Source organism: Ruegeria sp. CH5 (assembly GCF_056537025.1).
On record NZ_JBQFQT010000002.1, the window covers coordinates 407717 to 424217 of the forward strand.

Annotated in this window: 16 protein-coding genes; 11 read left to right on the forward strand and 5 right to left on the reverse strand. The window is 61.0% G+C overall.

The window, feature by feature from the left end; genetic code table 11:
* Positions 1–20: 20 nt before the first annotated feature.
* A complete protein-coding gene (locus ACR0JC_RS09395) occupies positions 21–1226 on the reverse strand; it encodes a multidrug effflux MFS transporter (protein WP_170340790.1) in 1206 nt (401 codons plus the stop codon).
* A 172-nt stretch (positions 1227–1398) separates the two neighbouring features.
* On the opposite strand from ACR0JC_RS09395, the gene ACR0JC_RS09400 reads away from it, so the two are divergent.
* The 5 genes from ACR0JC_RS09400 (at position 1399) to ACR0JC_RS09420 (ending at position 6820) form a co-directional block, all read left to right on the forward strand.
* Positions 1399–2931 carry an acyl-CoA carboxylase subunit beta gene (locus ACR0JC_RS09400; protein ID WP_170340792.1) on the forward strand — a complete coding sequence of 511 codons (1533 nt, stop codon included), beginning with the start codon at positions 1399–1401 and terminating at the stop codon, positions 2929–2931.
* A 70-nt stretch (positions 2932–3001) separates the two neighbouring features.
* Positions 3002–3487: a DUF6497 family protein gene (locus ACR0JC_RS09405; protein WP_093964780.1), complete on the forward strand. Its 486-nt coding sequence runs from the start codon at positions 3002–3004 to the stop codon at positions 3485–3487.
* A gap of 127 nt (positions 3488–3614) precedes the next feature.
* Positions 3615–3968, forward strand: a complete 354-nt coding sequence (locus ACR0JC_RS09410; RefSeq protein WP_170340793.1) for a hypothetical protein — start codon at positions 3615–3617, stop codon at positions 3966–3968.
* A 485-nt stretch (positions 3969–4453) separates the two neighbouring features.
* Positions 4454–4657 (forward strand): hypothetical protein, encoded by a 204-nt coding sequence (locus ACR0JC_RS09415; protein WP_093964781.1) that lies wholly within the window; start codon positions 4454–4456, stop codon positions 4655–4657.
* Between the two features lie 117 nt (positions 4658–4774).
* On the forward strand, positions 4775–6820 hold the full coding sequence (locus ACR0JC_RS09420; RefSeq protein ID WP_170340795.1) for an acetyl-CoA carboxylase biotin carboxylase subunit: 2046 nt from the start codon (positions 4775–4777) through the stop codon (positions 6818–6820).
* A 115-nt stretch (positions 6821–6935) separates the two neighbouring features.
* Here ACR0JC_RS09420 and ACR0JC_RS09425 read toward each other — a convergent pair whose 3' ends face one another.
* Complete coding sequence (locus tag ACR0JC_RS09425) at positions 6936–7382, reverse strand: DUF4174 domain-containing protein (RefSeq protein ID WP_170340796.1); 447 nt, start codon at positions 7380–7382, stop codon at positions 6936–6938.
* Between the two features lie 144 nt (positions 7383–7526).
* Between ACR0JC_RS09425 and scpA the strand changes: the two genes are divergently transcribed.
* From scpA to ACR0JC_RS09455, 6 genes are all read left to right on the forward strand, one after another.
* A complete protein-coding gene (scpA, locus tag ACR0JC_RS09430) occupies positions 7527–9692 on the forward strand; it encodes a methylmalonyl-CoA mutase (protein ID WP_367646602.1) in 2166 nt (721 codons plus the stop codon).
* 157 nt (positions 9693–9849) lie between these two features.
* On the forward strand, positions 9850–10452 hold the full coding sequence (locus ACR0JC_RS09435) for a VOC family protein (RefSeq protein WP_170340799.1): 603 nt from the start codon (positions 9850–9852) through the stop codon (positions 10450–10452).
* Complete coding sequence (locus ACR0JC_RS09440) at positions 10449–10937, forward strand: GNAT family N-acetyltransferase (RefSeq protein WP_170340801.1); 489 nt, start codon at positions 10449–10451, stop codon at positions 10935–10937. Before ACR0JC_RS09435 ends, ACR0JC_RS09440 begins: the two co-directional genes overlap by 4 nt.
* 45 nt (positions 10938–10982) lie before the next feature.
* Positions 10983–11663: a molecular chaperone DjiA gene (locus ACR0JC_RS09445; protein WP_170340209.1), complete on the forward strand. Its 681-nt coding sequence runs from the start codon at positions 10983–10985 to the stop codon at positions 11661–11663.
* 4 nt (positions 11664–11667) lie between these two features.
* Positions 11668–12681, forward strand: coding sequence for an endonuclease/exonuclease/phosphatase family protein (locus tag ACR0JC_RS09450; RefSeq protein WP_170340806.1), 1014 nt, complete (start codon positions 11668–11670; stop codon positions 12679–12681).
* 39 nt (positions 12682–12720) lie between these two features.
* Positions 12721–13092 carry a hypothetical protein gene (locus ACR0JC_RS09455; protein WP_170340808.1) on the forward strand — a complete coding sequence of 124 codons (372 nt, stop codon included), beginning with the start codon at positions 12721–12723 and terminating at the stop codon, positions 13090–13092.
* Between the two features lie 15 nt (positions 13093–13107).
* Here ACR0JC_RS09455 and ACR0JC_RS09460 read toward each other — a convergent pair whose 3' ends face one another.
* Genes ACR0JC_RS09460 through ACR0JC_RS09470 form a run of 3 tightly spaced genes read right to left on the reverse strand, consistent with a single transcriptional unit; the run spans position 13108 to position 16456 of the window.
* On the reverse strand, positions 13108–14643 hold the full coding sequence (locus tag ACR0JC_RS09460; RefSeq protein ID WP_170340810.1) for a Ppx/GppA family phosphatase: 1536 nt from the start codon (positions 14641–14643) through the stop codon (positions 13108–13110).
* A 49-nt stretch (positions 14644–14692) separates the two neighbouring features.
* Entirely contained in the window at positions 14693–15382 is a 690-nt protein-coding gene (locus ACR0JC_RS09465; protein WP_170340812.1) for an HdaA/DnaA family protein, read from the reverse strand.
* Positions 15383–16456, reverse strand: a complete 1074-nt coding sequence (locus ACR0JC_RS09470) for an AI-2E family transporter (protein ID WP_170340814.1) — start codon at positions 16454–16456, stop codon at positions 15383–15385.
* Between the last annotated feature and the right edge of the window lie 45 nt (positions 16457–16501).

Consider the following 16501-nt stretch of genomic DNA (forward strand, 5'->3'; position numbering starts at 1 on the left):
AAGTCCCGGGTGCAAGATGGCTAGATGCCGAGTTGACGTTCCCGCCAGATCACGCTGCTGATCGCGACGATGGCCAGAACCGATGTGGCCAACATCAACCACAACAGCGGCATGGCGCCGGTTTCATTGGTCAGCATCGCACCGGCCAGGGCGCTGAGAGCTGCGCCGCCGCCCAGCATGATCGCGCCGCTTAGCCCGGATGCGGTCGCGGCCAGATGTGGTCGCACGGACAGCGATCCGGCGGTTGCATTCGGGATCGACATGCCGTTGCCCAAGCCGACGAATGTCATGAACCCGAAAAAGCTGAGCGCCGAGCCCCAACCCGCCAGAAACAGAACCGCCGACAACGCGACGCCGATTGCGTTCAGCCAGCAGCCCCACCGCACCATCCGGTTCACGCCATAGCGTACCGAGTACCGGCCGCTGATGAAGTTCCCGAAGAAGTAACCGACGGCAGGGGCGCCGAAATAGATTCCGACTTCGGCGGCGGTCAGGCCAAAGATCTCGGTGCCGATGAAAGGCGCGCCGCCCAGATAGGCGAAGAACGCGCCAGACGACAACGCGGATGACAGCGAATACCCCCAGAACCGCGGAGAGGTCAGCAGTTCGGGATACTCCCGAAACTGTTGGATCAGGGTTTTGCCGCTCTTGGCCGAGGTTTCTCCGAAGTCATGATAGGTCAGCGCCAGCGCGAAGGCGGCCAGCCCGAAAGGCAGCCAGAAATTGGCCTTCCAGCCAAAGCTTTCCTCCAGAATGCCCCCGATGGCCGGTCCGATCATCGGCACGACGGCCATGCCCATGGTGACGTAACCGATCATGGATGCGGCCTGATCCTGATCATACATGTCGCGCACCGCTGCGCGGCTGAGGACGATCCCCACGACGATAACGGCCTGCCCCATGCGGAAAGCAAGAAATGTCTCGACGTTTGGGGCGTAGATGCACCCCAGCGTTGCCAGCAGAAACAACACCAGCCCCCACAGCAGCACCGGCCGCCGCCCGGCCTTGTCGGCGATCGGACCGATCAGGATCTGCAGAATGGCGTTGATCAGCAGATACAACGCAATCGACAGCTGCATGACCTTGTAATCGGCCTCAAAATACACCGCCATGAAAGGCAGGCTGGGAAGGAACAGGTTCATGCTGAGCGCCGACAATCCCGACAGCAGGACAAGCGTTAGCAGCTTGGGCGGAGAGCGGTGCGTAGACGTGGAACTGAACTGCATGGTTCACTCATAATTCCGCTATTCGGGAAAGGCCATGCCGATGCACAAACATTAACTGATTTGCAATTCCCAGAAATGCAATTGCCAAAAATTTGCAAATTTGCCGAAAAGGCCTTTGGGTGATGCGGAGCAATCTATATTGTCGCCACAAATTTGACAGGGGAAAATCGTGATGAAGGACATCCTTGCCGAGCTTGAGAACCGCCGTGAGGACGCGCGCCTGGGTGGCGGGCAAAAACGGATCGATGCGCAGCATGCGCGGGGCAAGCTGACGGCGCGCGAGCGGATCGAACTGCTGGTCGATGAGGGCAGCTTTGAAGAGTTCGACATGTTCGTGACCCATCGCTGCACCGATTTCGGCATGGAAAAACAAAAACCTGCGGGCGACGGTGTAGTAACCGGCTGGGGCACGATCAATGGCCGCATGGTCTATGTGTTCAGCCAGGACTTTACCGTGTTTGGCGGTTCTCTGTCGGAAACCCATGCACAGAAGATCTGCAAGATCATGGATATGGCCATGCAGAACGGCGCGCCTGTAATCGGCATCAACGACTCGGGTGGTGCGCGAATCCAGGAAGGCGTTGCCTCGCTGGCGGGCTATGCCGAGGTGTTCCAGCGCAACATCATAGCCTCGGGTGTGGTGCCGCAGATTTCGGTGATCATGGGCCCGTGTGCCGGTGGCGCAGTCTACAGCCCGGCGATGACCGACTTCATTTTCATGGTCAAAGACACTTCTTATATGTTCGTGACTGGCCCCGACGTGGTGAAGACCGTCACCAACGAGGTCGTCACCGCCGAGGAGCTGGGCGGGGCGTCGACCCATACCAAGAAGTCCAGTGTGGCTGATGGCGCTTTCGAAAACGATGTCGAGGCGCTGGCCGAGGTGCGGCGGCTGGTCGACTTCCTGCCGCTCAACAACCGAGAAAAGCCGCCCGTGCGCCCGTTCTTTGACGAGCCGGGGCGGATCGAGACTTCTCTGGACACGCTGGTCCCGGAAAACCCCAACACCCCCTACGACATGAAGGAACTGATCACCAAGGTAGCCGATGAGGGTGATTTCTATGAAATCCAGGAGGATTTCGCGAAGAACATCATCACTGGCTTCATCCGACTTGAGGGGCAGACCGTCGGCGTGGTGGCAAACCAGCCGATGGTCCTGGCGGGGTGTCTGGACATTGACAGCAGCCGCAAGGCCGCACGGTTTGTGCGGTTCTGCGACTGTTTTGAGATTCCGATCCTGACCCTGGTGGACGTTCCCGGCTTTTTGCCCGGCACCAGTCAGGAATACGGCGGTGTCATCAAACATGGCGCCAAACTGTTGTTTGCTTATGGCGAAGCGACTGTGCCCAAGGTGACCGTGATCACCCGCAAGGCTTACGGCGGCGCCTATGACGTCATGGCGTCAAAGCACCTGCGCGGTGATTTCAACTATGCCTGGCCGACCGCCGAAATCGCGGTGATGGGCGCGAAGGGTGCAACCGAAATCATCCACCGCGCCGATCTGGGAGACCCGGGCAAGATCGCGAAGCACACTCAGGACTATGAGGATCGGTTCGCCAACCCGTTTGTCGCCGCCGAACGCGGCTTCATCGACGAGGTGATCATGCCGCACTCGACGCGCCGCCGTGTGTCGCGGGCCTTTGCCAGCCTGCGCAACAAGCAGCTGAAGAACCCTTGGAAGAAACACGACAACATTCCGCTGTAATCCGCCGGGGCGCTTTGCCCCGGTTCGATCCACGAATGTTCCCGATTGACCGCTGACACAAAACCGTTTCATGATCCCAGCCACCAGATACGGAACAGCGCAGGAGATGATCCTGGCGCCTGCGACCCCGGAAGGAGGAGCCTGCCTATGGCGGGTCCGGGGTCGCGCTCTTGTTCTGGCTTTCATGTGTTCTGGATCGCCCGGTATCGCGCAGGACGGGAACCTGTTGCCGGTTCCATCCGGCCAGCCGGTGACACTTGAGGATGTTCTGGTCGATACCAACCCGGGCGAACTCTGGCTGCGGTTTCGGTTTGTCGCGCCCAAGATCGGCGATGAGGTGGGCGGTATCGGCTATGACGTGGCCGCGACCGACATGGAGCACCTGTGTCAGACTCTGGCCATTCCTTATGTCGAGCACCATCAACTCAGCCCGGCGCGGGTCGTGATCTCGCTGTCCGACCGCCCGGTGGAATTCGGCAACTCGTCTCCGGACGCGACGCAGTATTTTGAAGCCTACCGGTTGGACCAATCCGCATGTATCTGGGAGGGACTCTGAACATGATTTCCCGATCTCATGTCGTCGGAGCATTCCGAGAAACTGATGCGGCTTTGGAGATACGCATGACACATTCATCCCTGCGCGGGTGCCCGTCGCGGACCGGGTTTTTGAACGAGGTGCCAGCATGTTGAAGCACCGTGGATTTCCCGGACGGCTGCCGGGAACCGACTTCCAGTTCACGATCCGCCGGGCAAACCCCAAGGGCGTGACGCCATTGACCCGCCGTGAACGCTATCGGGACCGAAAAGCCGCTGACAAGCGTGCCGATACGGCATTCCTCGAAGCTCTGTGGGAGCATTTCGGTGATCAGCCGTTTGAACGCGGAAATCTGGACGCTGGCCGCCTCAGCTGGCTGTTTGGGCGCGAGGTCGTGCCTGCCGAGGATCCGTTCGATCCGGCCAGCTATGATGCGTTGCTGAAGATCGACTTTGAGACCGCGCGGCAATCCTTCCCCGATATCTTCGGTGGGGAGGCATAGTTCGGCATGAGCCTTCAGCCAAATATCATGGGTTCATCTGCTTGGAGCGCGATCCGGCGGCGACCGGATATGCGGTCCAGTCGGCGCCCAGTGATGGCTGAAGTCTGTGCCAGAACCCGTTGCAAACCGGGCTCTTTCGGCACGAACCTGCGCGCCGTTTCTGGGAATGGGCAATTTCCAGCCGGAATTTCCGGCGTTGCAATTGATCCGTTGGCGGCCGCATTTTTGCTGTGCAAGGTGAACGGGCCGTGCGGCTCGACTTTGCCTGCGCCGCACATGCACCTACTATTCCGTACCCCTTCCTTCCGCGGGCAGGACCGTGTTTCCAACACAGACCTGCCCGCGCTTTTCTTTGCCCGAACTGCGGAGCCAGGGCGGCAAAAACCTGCGCAAAGCCCTGTTTCACCCCGTTTGATATTGAATAACAAAGCCCGATTCAGGCATTTGCTGTTCAATTCGACAAGAAACCAAAAGGGGCAGTATACATGCGAATCTCACGAGTTTTCCTTGCGCTCGCAACCTGCGGCGGGTTGGCAGCCTGCGGTGATTCAACCGGGGAACAGGCGCTGCTCGGCGGCGGTGTCGGGGCTGTCGGGGCTGCGGTTCTCAGCGCGGACCCGATCCTTGGGGCTGCGGTCGGTGCGGCCGGCAACGTGCTGTATTGCAAGACGCAAAACAACTGTAACTGATACCGGTTTTCCGGGGCGCGCGCCGTCCCGGCCATCATTTGACGGAACGCCGTTGCGGGGCATCAGCCCGGCAGCGGCGTTTTCGTTTGTCCAGAACACAAAGACAGAGGACGTTCCATGTTCAACAAGATCCTGATCGCCAACCGAGGCGAGATTGCCTGTCGGGTCATTAAGACCGCTCGGAAAATGGGAATCGGCACTGTCGCCATCTACTCGGATGCCGACAAGCACGCGTTGCATGTGGAAATGGCCGACGAGGCGGTTCACATCGGCCCCCCGCCGGCGAACCAGTCCTACATCGTGATCGACAAGGTGATGGACGCCATCCGCCAGACGGGCGCGCAGGCGGTGCATCCGGGCTATGGCTTCTTGTCGGAAAACGCGAAATTCGCCGAAGCGCTCGAGGCCGAAGGCGTCGTGTTCGTGGGACCCCCGAAAGGGGCGATCGAGGCCATGGGTGACAAGATCACCTCGAAGAAGATCGCGCAGGAGGCCGATGTCAGCACCGTTCCCGGATACATGGGCCTGATCGAGGATGCGGACGAGGCGGTGAAGATCAGCCAGCAGATCGGCTATCCGGTGATGATCAAGGCCAGCGCTGGCGGCGGCGGCAAGGGTATGCGCATCGCCTGGAACGACGAAGAGGCGCGCGAGGGTTTTCAAAGCTCGAAGAACGAGGCGGCGAATTCCTTCGGCGATGACCGGATCTTCATCGAGAAATTCGTGACGCAACCGCGCCACATCGAGATTCAGGTTCTGTGCGACACGCATGGCAACGGCATCTATCTGGGCGAGCGGGAATGCTCGATCCAGCGCCGCAACCAGAAAGTGGTCGAAGAGGCCCCGTCGCCCTTCCTGGACGAGGCGACCCGCCGCGCGATGGGCGAGCAGGCCGTGGCGCTGGCCAAGGCCGTGGGGTACGCCAGCGCGGGCACGGTGGAATTCATCGTGGATGGCGACAAGAATTTCTACTTCCTGGAAATGAACACCCGCCTGCAGGTGGAACACCCGGTGACCGAGCTGATTACCGGTGTCGATCTGGTCGAACAGATGATCCGCGTCGCTGCAGGCGAGCCGCTGTCGATCACCCAGGATGACGTCAAGCTGACCGGCTGGGCGATCGAGAACCGGCTGTATGCCGAGGATCCTTATCGCAACTTCCTGCCCTCGATCGGGCGGCTGACCCGCTATCGTCCGCCGCAGGAGGTGGCCGCGGGGCCGCTGCTGGAAAACGGCAAATGGCAGGGCGATGCGCCCAGTGGCGAGACAGCCGTGCGCAACGATACCGGCGTCTATGAGGGCGGCGAGATCAGCATGTACTATGACCCGATGATCGCCAAGCTGTGCACCTGGGCGCCGACCCGCGAGCAGGCGATCGAGGCGATGCGCGTGGCGCTGGACAGTTTCGAGGTCGAAGGAATCGGCCACAACCTGCCGTTCCTGTCGGCGGTGATGGATCACCCCAAATTCGTCAGTGGTGACATGACCACCGCCTTCATCGCCGAAGAATACCCCGATGGGTTCAACGGTGTCGAACTGCCCGAAGGCGACCTGCGCCGAATCGCGGCCTCGTGCGCGGCGATGCACCGGGTGGCCGAGATCCGCCGCACTCGCGTTTCGGGCCGGATGGACAACCACGAACGCAAGGTCGGCAAGCGTTGGGTGGTCACGCTGCAGGGGCAGGAATATGCCGTGCAGGTGAATGCGGACCGTGACGGTGCCACGGTCAAGTTCGAGGACGGCGCCGCCCTGCGCGTCAGTTCGGACTGGACGCCCGGCGACCAGCTTGCGGTTCTGGACGTGGACGGCAGCCCGCTCGTGCTGAAGGTGGGCAAGATCTCGGGCGGTTTCCGCATCCGCAACCGGGGCGCCGACCTGAAGGTGCATGTGCGCCGGCCGCGCGCAGCCGAACTGGCCAAGCTGATGCCCGAGAAACTGCCGCCAGACACCTCGAAGATGCTGCTGTGCCCGATGCCGGGCCTGATCGTGAAGATCGATGTCGAGGTCGGGCAAGAGGTGCAGGAAGGTCAGGCGCTGTGCACGGTCGAGGCGATGAAGATGGAGAACATCCTGCGCGCCGAGCGCCGGGGTGTGGTCTCCAAGATCAACGCCGGTCCGGGCGACAGCCTCGCCGTCGATGACGTGATCATGGAGTTCGAATAACGCCCATGTGCGCTTGCCCGGAAAATGTGGGTTTCGCCCGTTTTGCCGCCATCTGCACCGTCGGTGCGGATGAGGCGGGCGTGGCAGACCCCTTGCGCCGGGCGGGTCTGGGTCGTCAGCGCCCCTCGCGTCGCTCGCGGACTTCGCGTTCGCGCAGGGGGGTCTTGTCGATGGACCGGCTGATCTCGCGCACGCTCCACGGCGTGGGCTTGCGCAGCTTCACCACACCGTCCTTGTCGACGAAGACCATCGCGAACCCACGCGGGCGCAGTTGCGTCCGGATCGGGGATCGCGCCGAAGGGTCGGTGTCGGTCAGCACGATGACATCCCGGTCACGCATCATGTCTTCGCCCTCCAGCAACATGTCGATCTGCTGCTGGAACCGGGGATCGGCTGGCGTATCGGCAAACACCACTATGGGGCGGTGTGTCCACAGAAACTCGTTCAGATCGCTGTCTCCGGCTGGCCGGATATATGCGGTTTCATCCGGGGCCGCACCGTCGGCGGCGACGGCAGCCACAGGCAAAAAAGCTGACAAAACAAGGGCAAGCGTGCGGGTCATGTGGTCTCCTGTTCCATTGAATATAGACCCAGTTGCCGCGAATGCGACCGGCGAAATGCGTGCGACGATCAAAAAATTGAATGATCGAACCTGCCGTGCGCCGGGTCGGCCCCTCCATATTCATACCCAGCCCCTCGGCGCGCCATTCGGGCCCGCGACGGGAACAGACAAGAGGATTACGCTATGACCGATACGAAGGATTGGCGCGCCCTGGCCGAAAAAGAGTTGCGTGGGCGCCCTGTCGAAGACCTCACCAAGACGACGCTGGAGGGGATCGAGGTCAAGCCGCTTTACACGCAGGACGACATAGAGAACCTGCCGCATATCGGGTCGCTGCCCGGCTTCGGGCCGTTCACACGCGGAGTGAAGGCAACCATGTATGCGGGCCGCCCGTGGACCATCCGCCAATATGCAGGTTTTTCCACGGCCGAAGAATCGAATGCCTTCTACCGCCGCAACCTCGCGGCCGGTCAGCAGGGCGTTTCGGTCGCCTTCGATCTGGCCACGCACCGCGGCTATGACAGCGACCACCCGCGCGTGGTGGGCGATGTGGGCAAGGCCGGGGTGGCGATCGACAGTGTCGAGGACATGAAGATCCTGTTCGACGGCATTCCGCTGGATCAGGTCTCGGTCTCGATGACGATGAACGGCGCAGTGATTCCGATCCTCGCCAATTTCATCGTCACCGGCGAAGAGCAGGGCCATGACAAGTCGGTTCTGGCGGGCACCATTCAGAACGACATTCTGAAAGAGTTCATGGTCCGCAACACCTATATCTACCCGCCCGAGCCCTCGATGCGGATCATCTCGGACATCATCGAGTACACCTCGAACGAGATGCCCAAGTTCAATTCGATCTCGATCTCGGGCTACCACATGCAGGAGGCCGGGGCGAACCTGGTGCAGGAACTGGCCTATACCCTGGCCGACGGGCGCGAATATGTGCGCGCAGCCATCGAAGCGGGAATGGACGTGGACAAGTTCGCTGGCCGTCTGTCGTTCTTCTTTGCCATCGGCATGAACTTTTTCATGGAGATCGCCAAATTGCGCGCCGCGCGTACGCTGTGGCACCGGGTGATGACCGAATTCGGGGCCAAGTCGGACCGCTCGAAGATGCTGCGCACCCACTGCCAGACCTCGGGCGTTTCGCTGCAGGAGCAGGACCCGTACAACAACGTGATCCGCACCGCATATGAGGCGATGAGCGCGGTGTTGGGGGGCACGCAGTCGCTGCATACCAACGCGCTGGACGAAGCGATTGCTCTGCCCACCGATTTCTCGGCCCGAATTGCGCGGAATACACAGTTGGTGTTGCAGGAGGAAACCGGCGTTACCGATGTGGTCGATCCGTTGGCCGGCTCCTACTATGTGGAAAGCCTGACCAATGAACTGGTCGAAAAAGCCTGGGCCCTGATGGAAGAGGTCGAGGAGATGGGCGGCATGACCAAGGCGGTTGCCAGCGGAATGCCCAAGCTGCGGATCGAGGAAAGCGCCGCGCGCCGTCAGGCCATGATCGACCGTGGCGAAGAAGTGATCGTCGGCGTCAACAAGTACCGCAAGGAAAAGGAAGACCCGATCGAGATCCTTGAGGTCGACAACCAGGCCGTCCGCGAGGCGCAGATCGCCCGGCTGGAACGCATCCGCGCGACCCGGGACGAGGCCGCCTGTCAGGCTGCGTTGGACGAACTGACCCGGCGCGCGAAAGAGGGGGGCAACCTGCTGGAAGCCGCGGTCGAGGCCGCGCGTGCCCGCGCAACCGTAGGAGAGATCAGCATGGCAATGGAAAAGGAATTCGGCCGTCATCGGGCCGAAGTGAAAACGCTGGCTGGTGTCTATGGCGCGGCCTATGAAGGTGACGAGGGCTTTGCCGCCATCCAGAAATCGATCGAGGAATTCGCCGAGGAAGAAGGCCGCCGCCCGCGTCTTCTGGTGGTCAAGATGGGCCAGGACGGTCACGACCGCGGGGCCAAGGTGATCGCCACCGCCTTCGCCGATATCGGTTTCGACGTGGACGTGGGGCCGCTGTTCCAGACCCCGGCCGAAGCCGCGCAGGACGCGATCGACAATGACGTGCATGTGGTTGGCATTTCCAGCCAGGCGGCGGGCCACAAGACGCTGGCACCGCAACTGGTGGAAGAGCTGAAAAAGGCCGGCGCCGAAGATATCATTGTTATCTGCGGTGGCGTCATCCCTCAGCAGGATTATCAGTTCCTGTATGATCACGGGGTCAAGGCCATCTTCGGGCCGGGGACCAACATCCCTGAGGCGGCACAAGACATTCTGCGCCTGATCCGCGAGGCGCGCGCCTGAACTGTGACTTTGGGGGGCTTTCTGCCCCCTTTTTCGCGATGCCTGCGGCCTCGGGCATTCACCCGCTGGGATGTTTGGTGTCAGACTAAGTGCCCAAGTCAGGCTTTTCATGGTATCCGATGGCATGAGGTCGGTTTTGGACGCTGGAGGCGCAATTATGGAGCTTGATCATCTGGCGGTGGCCGCGTCGACTTTGGACGAGGCGGTCGCGCATGTTGAGCATGCCTTGGGTATTCCGATGATGCCCGGTGGCAAACATGGAAAATTCGGCACCTACAACAAGCTTCTTGGGCTGGACGAGGGCCTGTATCTTGAAGCGATCGCGATTGACCCGGAAGCTGCCGATCCTGGGCGGTCACGTTGGTTTGATCTTGATCGTTTCTCGGGGCCGCCGCGGCTCAGCAACTGGGTCTGTCAGGTTTCGGATCTGCAGGCCTATGTCGATGGATTCTCAATCGACATTGGCGATATCCATGACCTTGATCGTGGTGCGTTGCGGTGGAAGATGGCGGTGCCAGGATCGGGGCGTTTACCGTTCGACAACCTGTTTCCCGCTTTGATTCAGTGGCAAGGTGACCTGCATCCGGCTGGCATGCTGCGGGCCAGTGGCTGCCACCTGCGGCGGCTGGTGGTTTATCACCCGGACGCGCTGGATTTGGCGCAATTGCTCGGCCCGCTCGACAAGGTTGTTTTCGATTCCGGGCCTGCGGCTTTGCGGGCTGAATTTGAAACGCCGCACGGACCGCGGGTGCTGGAATGATCATTCGCCCGGCTCTGCCCCGGGATGCGGCTGAAATTGCAGAGATCACCAATTCGATCATCCGCGAGACGCTGATCACGTTTACCACGACCGAGCGAAGCCACGAAGAAATCGCGCGCGATATCGACGAGCGAGGGCTGGCGTTCCAAGTTGCCGAGCTTGACGGCCGTGTCGCGGGATATGCGACTTATGGCCGTTTTCGCTCGGGTCCCGGATATGCGCACAGCCGGGAACACACCATCCTGCTGGCTCCTGAAGGCCGAGGGCGGGGCGCGGGTCGCGCGCTGATCCGAGCCTTGGAGGAGGTGGCGCGATCGCAAGGCGTGCATGTTCTGGTCGCTGGAATCTCGGCCGAGAACCCGGGCGCGATTTCCTTTCATGCGGCGGTCGGTTTTGAGGCGGTCGGCCGAATGCCGGAAGTTGGTCATAAATGGGGGCGTTGGCTGGATCTTGTGCTGATGCAGAAAATTCTGGCCCCGGAATGAATGGTCGCACCTGACAGTCCGTACTCGGCGCGCTAGTGTGCGCTCATGTCGATCTGGTCCCGCATATCCGAGGCGCTGAGCGCGCTTGCCAAAGGTGAAAGCCTGACGGCCGTTTTTGAGAAGCTACGCACGCCGCCCGAACGTTCGGTGGCCTTCGCGATTGCTGTGATCGCCTTGGGCGCAAAGATGGCCAAGGCGGACGGGCAGGTGACCCGCGACGAGGTGACCGCTTTTCGCGAGGTGTTTCGTATTCCGCCGGAGGAAGAGGCCGGCGCGGCGCGCGTGTTCAACATGGCCCGGACGGATGTGGCCGGGTATCAGGAATACGCACGCAAGATCGCGCGCATGTTCGCCGAAGACAGCACCACCCTGTGCGACCTCATGGAGGGGCTGTTTCACATCGCCATGGCGGACGGGTTCTATCACCCCAACGAGAACGAGTTTCTGGAGGATGTGGCGCGGATTTTTGGCCAGACCGATGCACAGTTCAAAGCCCTGCGTGCGCGCTTCGTTCCAGATGCGCCCAAGGATCCCTACACCGTTCTGGGCGTGACCCCTGACACTCCACTACCCGAGATCCGAAAAATCTGGCGCAGGCTTGTGCGTGACACACATCCAGATGCGATGATGGCCCGTGGTGTTCCCGAAGAAGCAATTCGCCTTGCCGAAAAAAAGATGATCGACATCAACCGCGCCTGGGATGAAATCAACGGCGCGCGGGTCTGAGACGATGCGTCTGGCGACCTACAACATTGAATGGTTCGCCAATTTGTTCGACCGCAATGATGAACTGGTTGTCGATGACAGCTGGTCGGGCCGGCACAATGTCACCAAGGCACAGCAGATCGAGGCCATTGCAACGGTGCTGACGGCCGTCGACGCCGACGCCATGCTGATCGTCGAGGCGCCGAATACGGGCAAATCGCAAAACACGGTGCGCGCCTTGCAGCATTTCGCCGAGACGTTCGATCTGCGTACATCCAATGCGATCATGGGTTTCGCCAACGATACGCATCAGGAGCTGGCGCTCTTGTATGATCCCGAGGCCCTGACCGCCCGGCACGACCCGAAAGGAGAGCAAGATGGCGGCCACGACCCCGATTATCTTCCACGCTTTGACCGCGAGTTTCGGATCGATCTGGACATTGACGCGACCGAGGATCTGGTGCGGTTTTCAAAACCACCCATGGAACTGGCGGTCCGCACCCGGGCCGGGTTCGAGTTCCGGTTGATCGGTGCACATCTGAAGTCCAAGGCTCCGCACGGAGCCCAATCACGCGACGAAGCCTTGCGCATCTCAATCGCCAACCGCCGCAAGCAGTTGGCTCAGGCCGTCTGGCTGTCGCGCCGTGTGCGCGCGCACATAGCCGCTGCTGAACCGGTGATCTTGCTGGGAGACTTGAATGACGGGCCGGGATTGGATGAATTCGAACATCTTTTCGGGCGGTCATCGGTGGAAATCCTTCTGGAAACCGGCCTGTACGATCCGCATCCCGCACAGGCACTTCGACCTCGGCCGGGTTGGATCCCATCGACCGCGCGCTTTGCCCGCCCGAAGGAAGGCCAATATCTTGAGGCGTTGTTGGACTACATCATGATCAGCGAGGATCTGAGGGTCCGCAATACGGTCTGGCGCATTTGGCACCCGTTCCGGGACGAGCACTGCTGGACGGTGCCGGAATTGCGCGATGCCCTGGTTACGGCATCAGATCATTTTCCGGTGACGCTGGACATCGACATCTGACCCTTTCAACAACTGATCCCGCCCCTTATATTTCAGGTCATGAAACGATTGATGCTGATAGGTGCCACGGCCCTTTTTGCCGCGCCGGCCGCGGCCCAGGACGAAGGCGGTAAGTCCCTGATGGAGCAGGGGGCCGAACTGTTCTTCGAGGGCCTGCGAAAGGAAATGGAGCCCGCCCTTGAGGACCTTCTGGGGCTTGCCGAGCAATTCGGCCCGGCCATGCAGTCCTTTATCGAGGAGATGGGCCCGGCCCTTGCCGAGATCGGCGGCAAGGTCAAGGATTGGAGCGCCTATGAGGCGCCCGAGATGCTGCCCAATGGCGACATTATCATCCGCAGGAAACCGGACGTTCCCGACCAGCCCGACGAGGTTGCCCCCAAAGAGGACGACGAAGGCGCAACGGATATCTAATAGTCCAGATCAGCCCTAGATTTTAACGATCGGGCGTGATTTCAGCGCGTTCGCCAGTGACTCGAACCTTGCCTCGGCCACTTCGTTGAACAAGGGGCTGAGCGATTTGGGCAGATAAAACTCCAGTTCGCGTTTCTTGGGGTAGAACCGCAACTTTCCGGTGGCCGCGTCGTTCTGCATCCAGAGCATTGCGCCGAAACGCATGGCCTTTCCCAAAATCTCGGCCTGCTTCTGGTCGCGCTCGTCCAGCAGTTCGTACAGAGGGGCGAACCGGTTGCCCTCTCGCTTGTTCCGGTACCGATGCTGCAGGGCAAGTCCGATGAAGACACGTTCCGAGTGTTTCAGGCCGCCCAGGTTGGCGCGAGTCACATTGTCGAAACAGACCTCGGCCCGATAATCGGGGTGGGCGCGCCAGCTGACATCGTGCAACAGGCAGGCCGCCTTGATCAGCCGAACTCGGGCAGGAGGGGCGGACCGGAACAGCGGCATCACGAAATCATAAAGATGCGGCCCGAAACCGGGCAGCCGAGCGTCCTTTTGCTCCGAGAACCGGCAGGCCTCGATCAAAGGGTCGCAATCCCGCAGAATCTGCGGCATCTGCTCATACAGCAGGCCCTCGCGGATACCATAGCTGGATATTGCGATGTCTTTGGGTTTGAAGGTGCGGATCAGCCGCGACAGCACGTCCATGGCATACGGAATCAGGGCCATCCGCGAGCTTGAGACCCCAGCCTGAGAGCGCAGGTGTTCGTGGTCGCCCTTTTCGATGTATTTGATCGTTTCGCGCACCTGCTTGGTGGTCATGCGGTATTCGTGCAGCACGTTCAGCGGATATCCGCGGCGCAGCATGTCCAACCTTGCAAAGGCTCGCCAGCTTCCGCCGACCAGGAACAGTCGGTCGCGCTGCGGCCCCATCTGGTCACGAAGCGCCTCGAGTGTTTCCTTGATGTGGGCCTTGCGGGCGCGGCGCCCGCCCTTGATATCCCGGAGTTTGAGCGGCCCCAGCGACGAGGACACGCACCGTCCGACCGATCCGCCGCCGATCTCTGCCAGCTCCATGGACGAACCGCCGATGTCGCAGATCAGGCCGTAGGCGCCCGGCCAGCCCAGCAGGACACCCTGAGCCGACAATCGGGCCTCTTCCTCGCCGTCGATGACCGAGATATGCAGCCCTGTCTCGGCCAGAACTTCCTGACAGAACTCCGGACCGTCTTCCGCCTCGCGCACGGCGGCGGTGGCCACAACGTGCAGTCCGGGCAGGCCAAGATCGCGGGACAGGTGTTCAAAGCGCCGCAGCGCCGCCAGCGCACGTACGCGACCGCGCGGGTTCAGCCTGCCGGTTTCCGACAGCCCGGCGCCAAGCTCGCACATGACTTTTTCGTTGTAGAAATAAGCGGGTGACCGGGCCGCGCCGTCAAAGATAACCATCCGGACCGAGTTCGATCCAACATCGACCACGCCAACGCGCGAGAGATCGCGGATTCCCGGATGGTCGAACAGCGGTCTTCCGAATGGTCCCCAGTCCGGGATCCTTGCAGCGCTCTGTTCCATGATCTCCCCAACGTTGCCTCGCGCAGGATGCGAAATCGGACCCCACGGGTCAATCACCGGAAACCGCCGTGTCGATTTCGTTGTTCAGAACGCGCACGGCCAAGGTCCGTGTGATCTCGCGCTTTTCTGCCAAGGCGACCTGATCCAGTTGGGCCACCACGTCGGCTGCGGTTTCAAACCGGCGATCCATGTGGTTGACGAGGTAGGCGATGACGTCCGGCCCCGGGTTCAGCTGTCGGTCGACGAACAGCTTGGCCAGAACCGCGCACAGCAAGGCATCATCGGGCGGATCAAGCGCCACATGATGGGCACCTTCCACCCGGCTCTGCAGGTCGGCCAGCGGCAGTTCCCAATATTTGGGGGCAAGGCGCCCGGTCATCAGCAGAGCATGCCCCTCGGCCAGAACCAGATTGTGGAGGTGAAACAAGGTTTTCTGCTGCTCGGTATCCCCGGCGATCATCGGGATGTCCTCGACCGCCACGGGATTTTGCGCAAGTGCGGGAACATCTTCGTGTTTCAGATCAGCGGCCTGCACGATACGCCCGCCCGTCTCGGCGGCCCAGACATGCGCAAGATGGGTTTTACCTGATCCGGCGGGGCCGCTCAGGACCAGCTTGTTGCCCGGCCAAGAATTGGCCGAGATCATTGCGACGGCCAGCGCATTCGCAGGGGATACGAAAAAATCCTCGCGCCCCAGCGCGGTCATCGCCGGAAGATCAAAGCTCAGCTGTTTGGCCATTCACTCGCTTTCCGGATCCAGCTCATCACGCCCCGTGTACAGGCGGCTTGTCAGATATTGCGAAGTTCCGAAACGTGCAAGCACGCCCAAGGCCGCAGCGACTGGAACGGCGATCAGCATGCCGACAAACCCGAATAGCGCGCCAAAAACGGACAAGGCCAGAAGCAACCAGACCGGGTGCAGCCCGACCGAGTCACCAACCAGCTTGGGGGTAAGGAAATTGCCTTCGACGACCTGGCCGATGGCGAATATCCCGGCCACCAGCCCGATCGAAGCCCAGTCACCCCAGAATTGGAACAGCGCCAGGCCGATAGCCAGCGTACCGCCGATCAAAGCGCCCAGATAGGGAATGAAGGTGACCAACCCGGCGATGAAACCGACCACCAGGCCGAATTGTAGGCCGACGATCATCAAGGCAACTGCATAGTAGGTGCCCAGGATAAGGCAAACCGTACCCATGCCGCGCACGAACGAGGCAAGCACAGCGTCAATATCGGCCGCCAGTTTGCGGATCGTCGGCGCATGGTCCCGGGGCAGCAGATCGTTGATCCGGGCGATCATCCGGTCCCAGTCCAGCAAAAGGTAGACGGCCACCACGGGCACAATCACCAGAAGGACCACGATGTTCACCGCTGACCCGACCGAGGCCATGACCGTTTCGAGGATGTCGCCTGTTTTGCCCTTCAGCGTATCGCCCATTGATAGAAGGAACTGGTGGGTGTTCGATTCCCGGTCCAGCAGCGACGGGAATTGCCGCTCGACGAAGGCTCGCAATTCCTGGAACAGGCTGGGCAGTACATCCACAAGATCGATCAGCTGAGTGATCAGGGCCGGAACCACCATCAGGATCATCAAGGCGAAGGCAAGAATGCTGAAGACGGTAATGATCGCCGTCGCAGCCGCGCGCGAAAGCCCCATGTTCTCCAGCCGGTCGGCTACGGGATCCAGGAAATAGGCCACTGCGCCGCCGATCACGAATGGCAGCAGAACGTCGCCCAGCAGCCACAACAGCAATATGAATATTGCAGCGGCGATGCCCCAATATCTGAATTGATCCCGAACCGGCAACGCCATCGCGGCCTCCTGACTGCGTCGTTGCCCTTGTTCTTGGCTGATGAA

Excerpts from the sequence above, each read along its gene's own strand:
- ACR0JC_RS09395 (WP_170340790.1), bottom strand. The coding sequence starts at position 1,226 with ATGCAGTTCAGTTCCACGTCTACGCACCGCTCTCCGCCCAAGCTGCTA.
- ACR0JC_RS09400 (WP_170340792.1), top strand. The coding sequence starts at position 1,399 with ATGAAGGACATCCTTGCCGAGCTTGAGAACCGCCGTGAGGACGCGCGC.
- ACR0JC_RS09405 (WP_093964780.1), top strand. The coding sequence starts at position 3,002 with ATGATCCCAGCCACCAGATACGGAACAGCGCAGGAGATGATCCTGGCG.
- ACR0JC_RS09410 (WP_170340793.1), top strand. The coding sequence starts at position 3,615 with ATGTTGAAGCACCGTGGATTTCCCGGACGGCTGCCGGGAACCGACTTC.
- ACR0JC_RS09415 (WP_093964781.1), top strand. The coding sequence starts at position 4,454 with ATGCGAATCTCACGAGTTTTCCTTGCGCTCGCAACCTGCGGCGGGTTG.
- ACR0JC_RS09420 (WP_170340795.1), top strand. The coding sequence starts at position 4,775 with ATGTTCAACAAGATCCTGATCGCCAACCGAGGCGAGATTGCCTGTCGG.
- ACR0JC_RS09425 (WP_170340796.1), bottom strand. The coding sequence starts at position 7,382 with ATGACCCGCACGCTTGCCCTTGTTTTGTCAGCTTTTTTGCCTGTGGCT.
- ACR0JC_RS09435 (WP_170340799.1), top strand. The coding sequence starts at position 9,850 with ATGGAGCTTGATCATCTGGCGGTGGCCGCGTCGACTTTGGACGAGGCG.
- ACR0JC_RS09440 (WP_170340801.1), top strand. The coding sequence starts at position 10,449 with ATGATCATTCGCCCGGCTCTGCCCCGGGATGCGGCTGAAATTGCAGAG.
- ACR0JC_RS09445 (WP_170340209.1), top strand. The coding sequence starts at position 10,983 with ATGTCGATCTGGTCCCGCATATCCGAGGCGCTGAGCGCGCTTGCCAAA.
- ACR0JC_RS09450 (WP_170340806.1), top strand. The coding sequence starts at position 11,668 with ATGCGTCTGGCGACCTACAACATTGAATGGTTCGCCAATTTGTTCGAC.
- ACR0JC_RS09455 (WP_170340808.1), top strand. The coding sequence starts at position 12,721 with ATGAAACGATTGATGCTGATAGGTGCCACGGCCCTTTTTGCCGCGCCG.
- ACR0JC_RS09460 (WP_170340810.1), bottom strand. The coding sequence starts at position 14,643 with ATGGAACAGAGCGCTGCAAGGATCCCGGACTGGGGACCATTCGGAAGA.
- ACR0JC_RS09465 (WP_170340812.1), bottom strand. The coding sequence starts at position 15,382 with ATGGCCAAACAGCTGAGCTTTGATCTTCCGGCGATGACCGCGCTGGGG.
- ACR0JC_RS09470 (WP_170340814.1), bottom strand. The coding sequence starts at position 16,456 with ATGGCGTTGCCGGTTCGGGATCAATTCAGATATTGGGGCATCGCCGCT.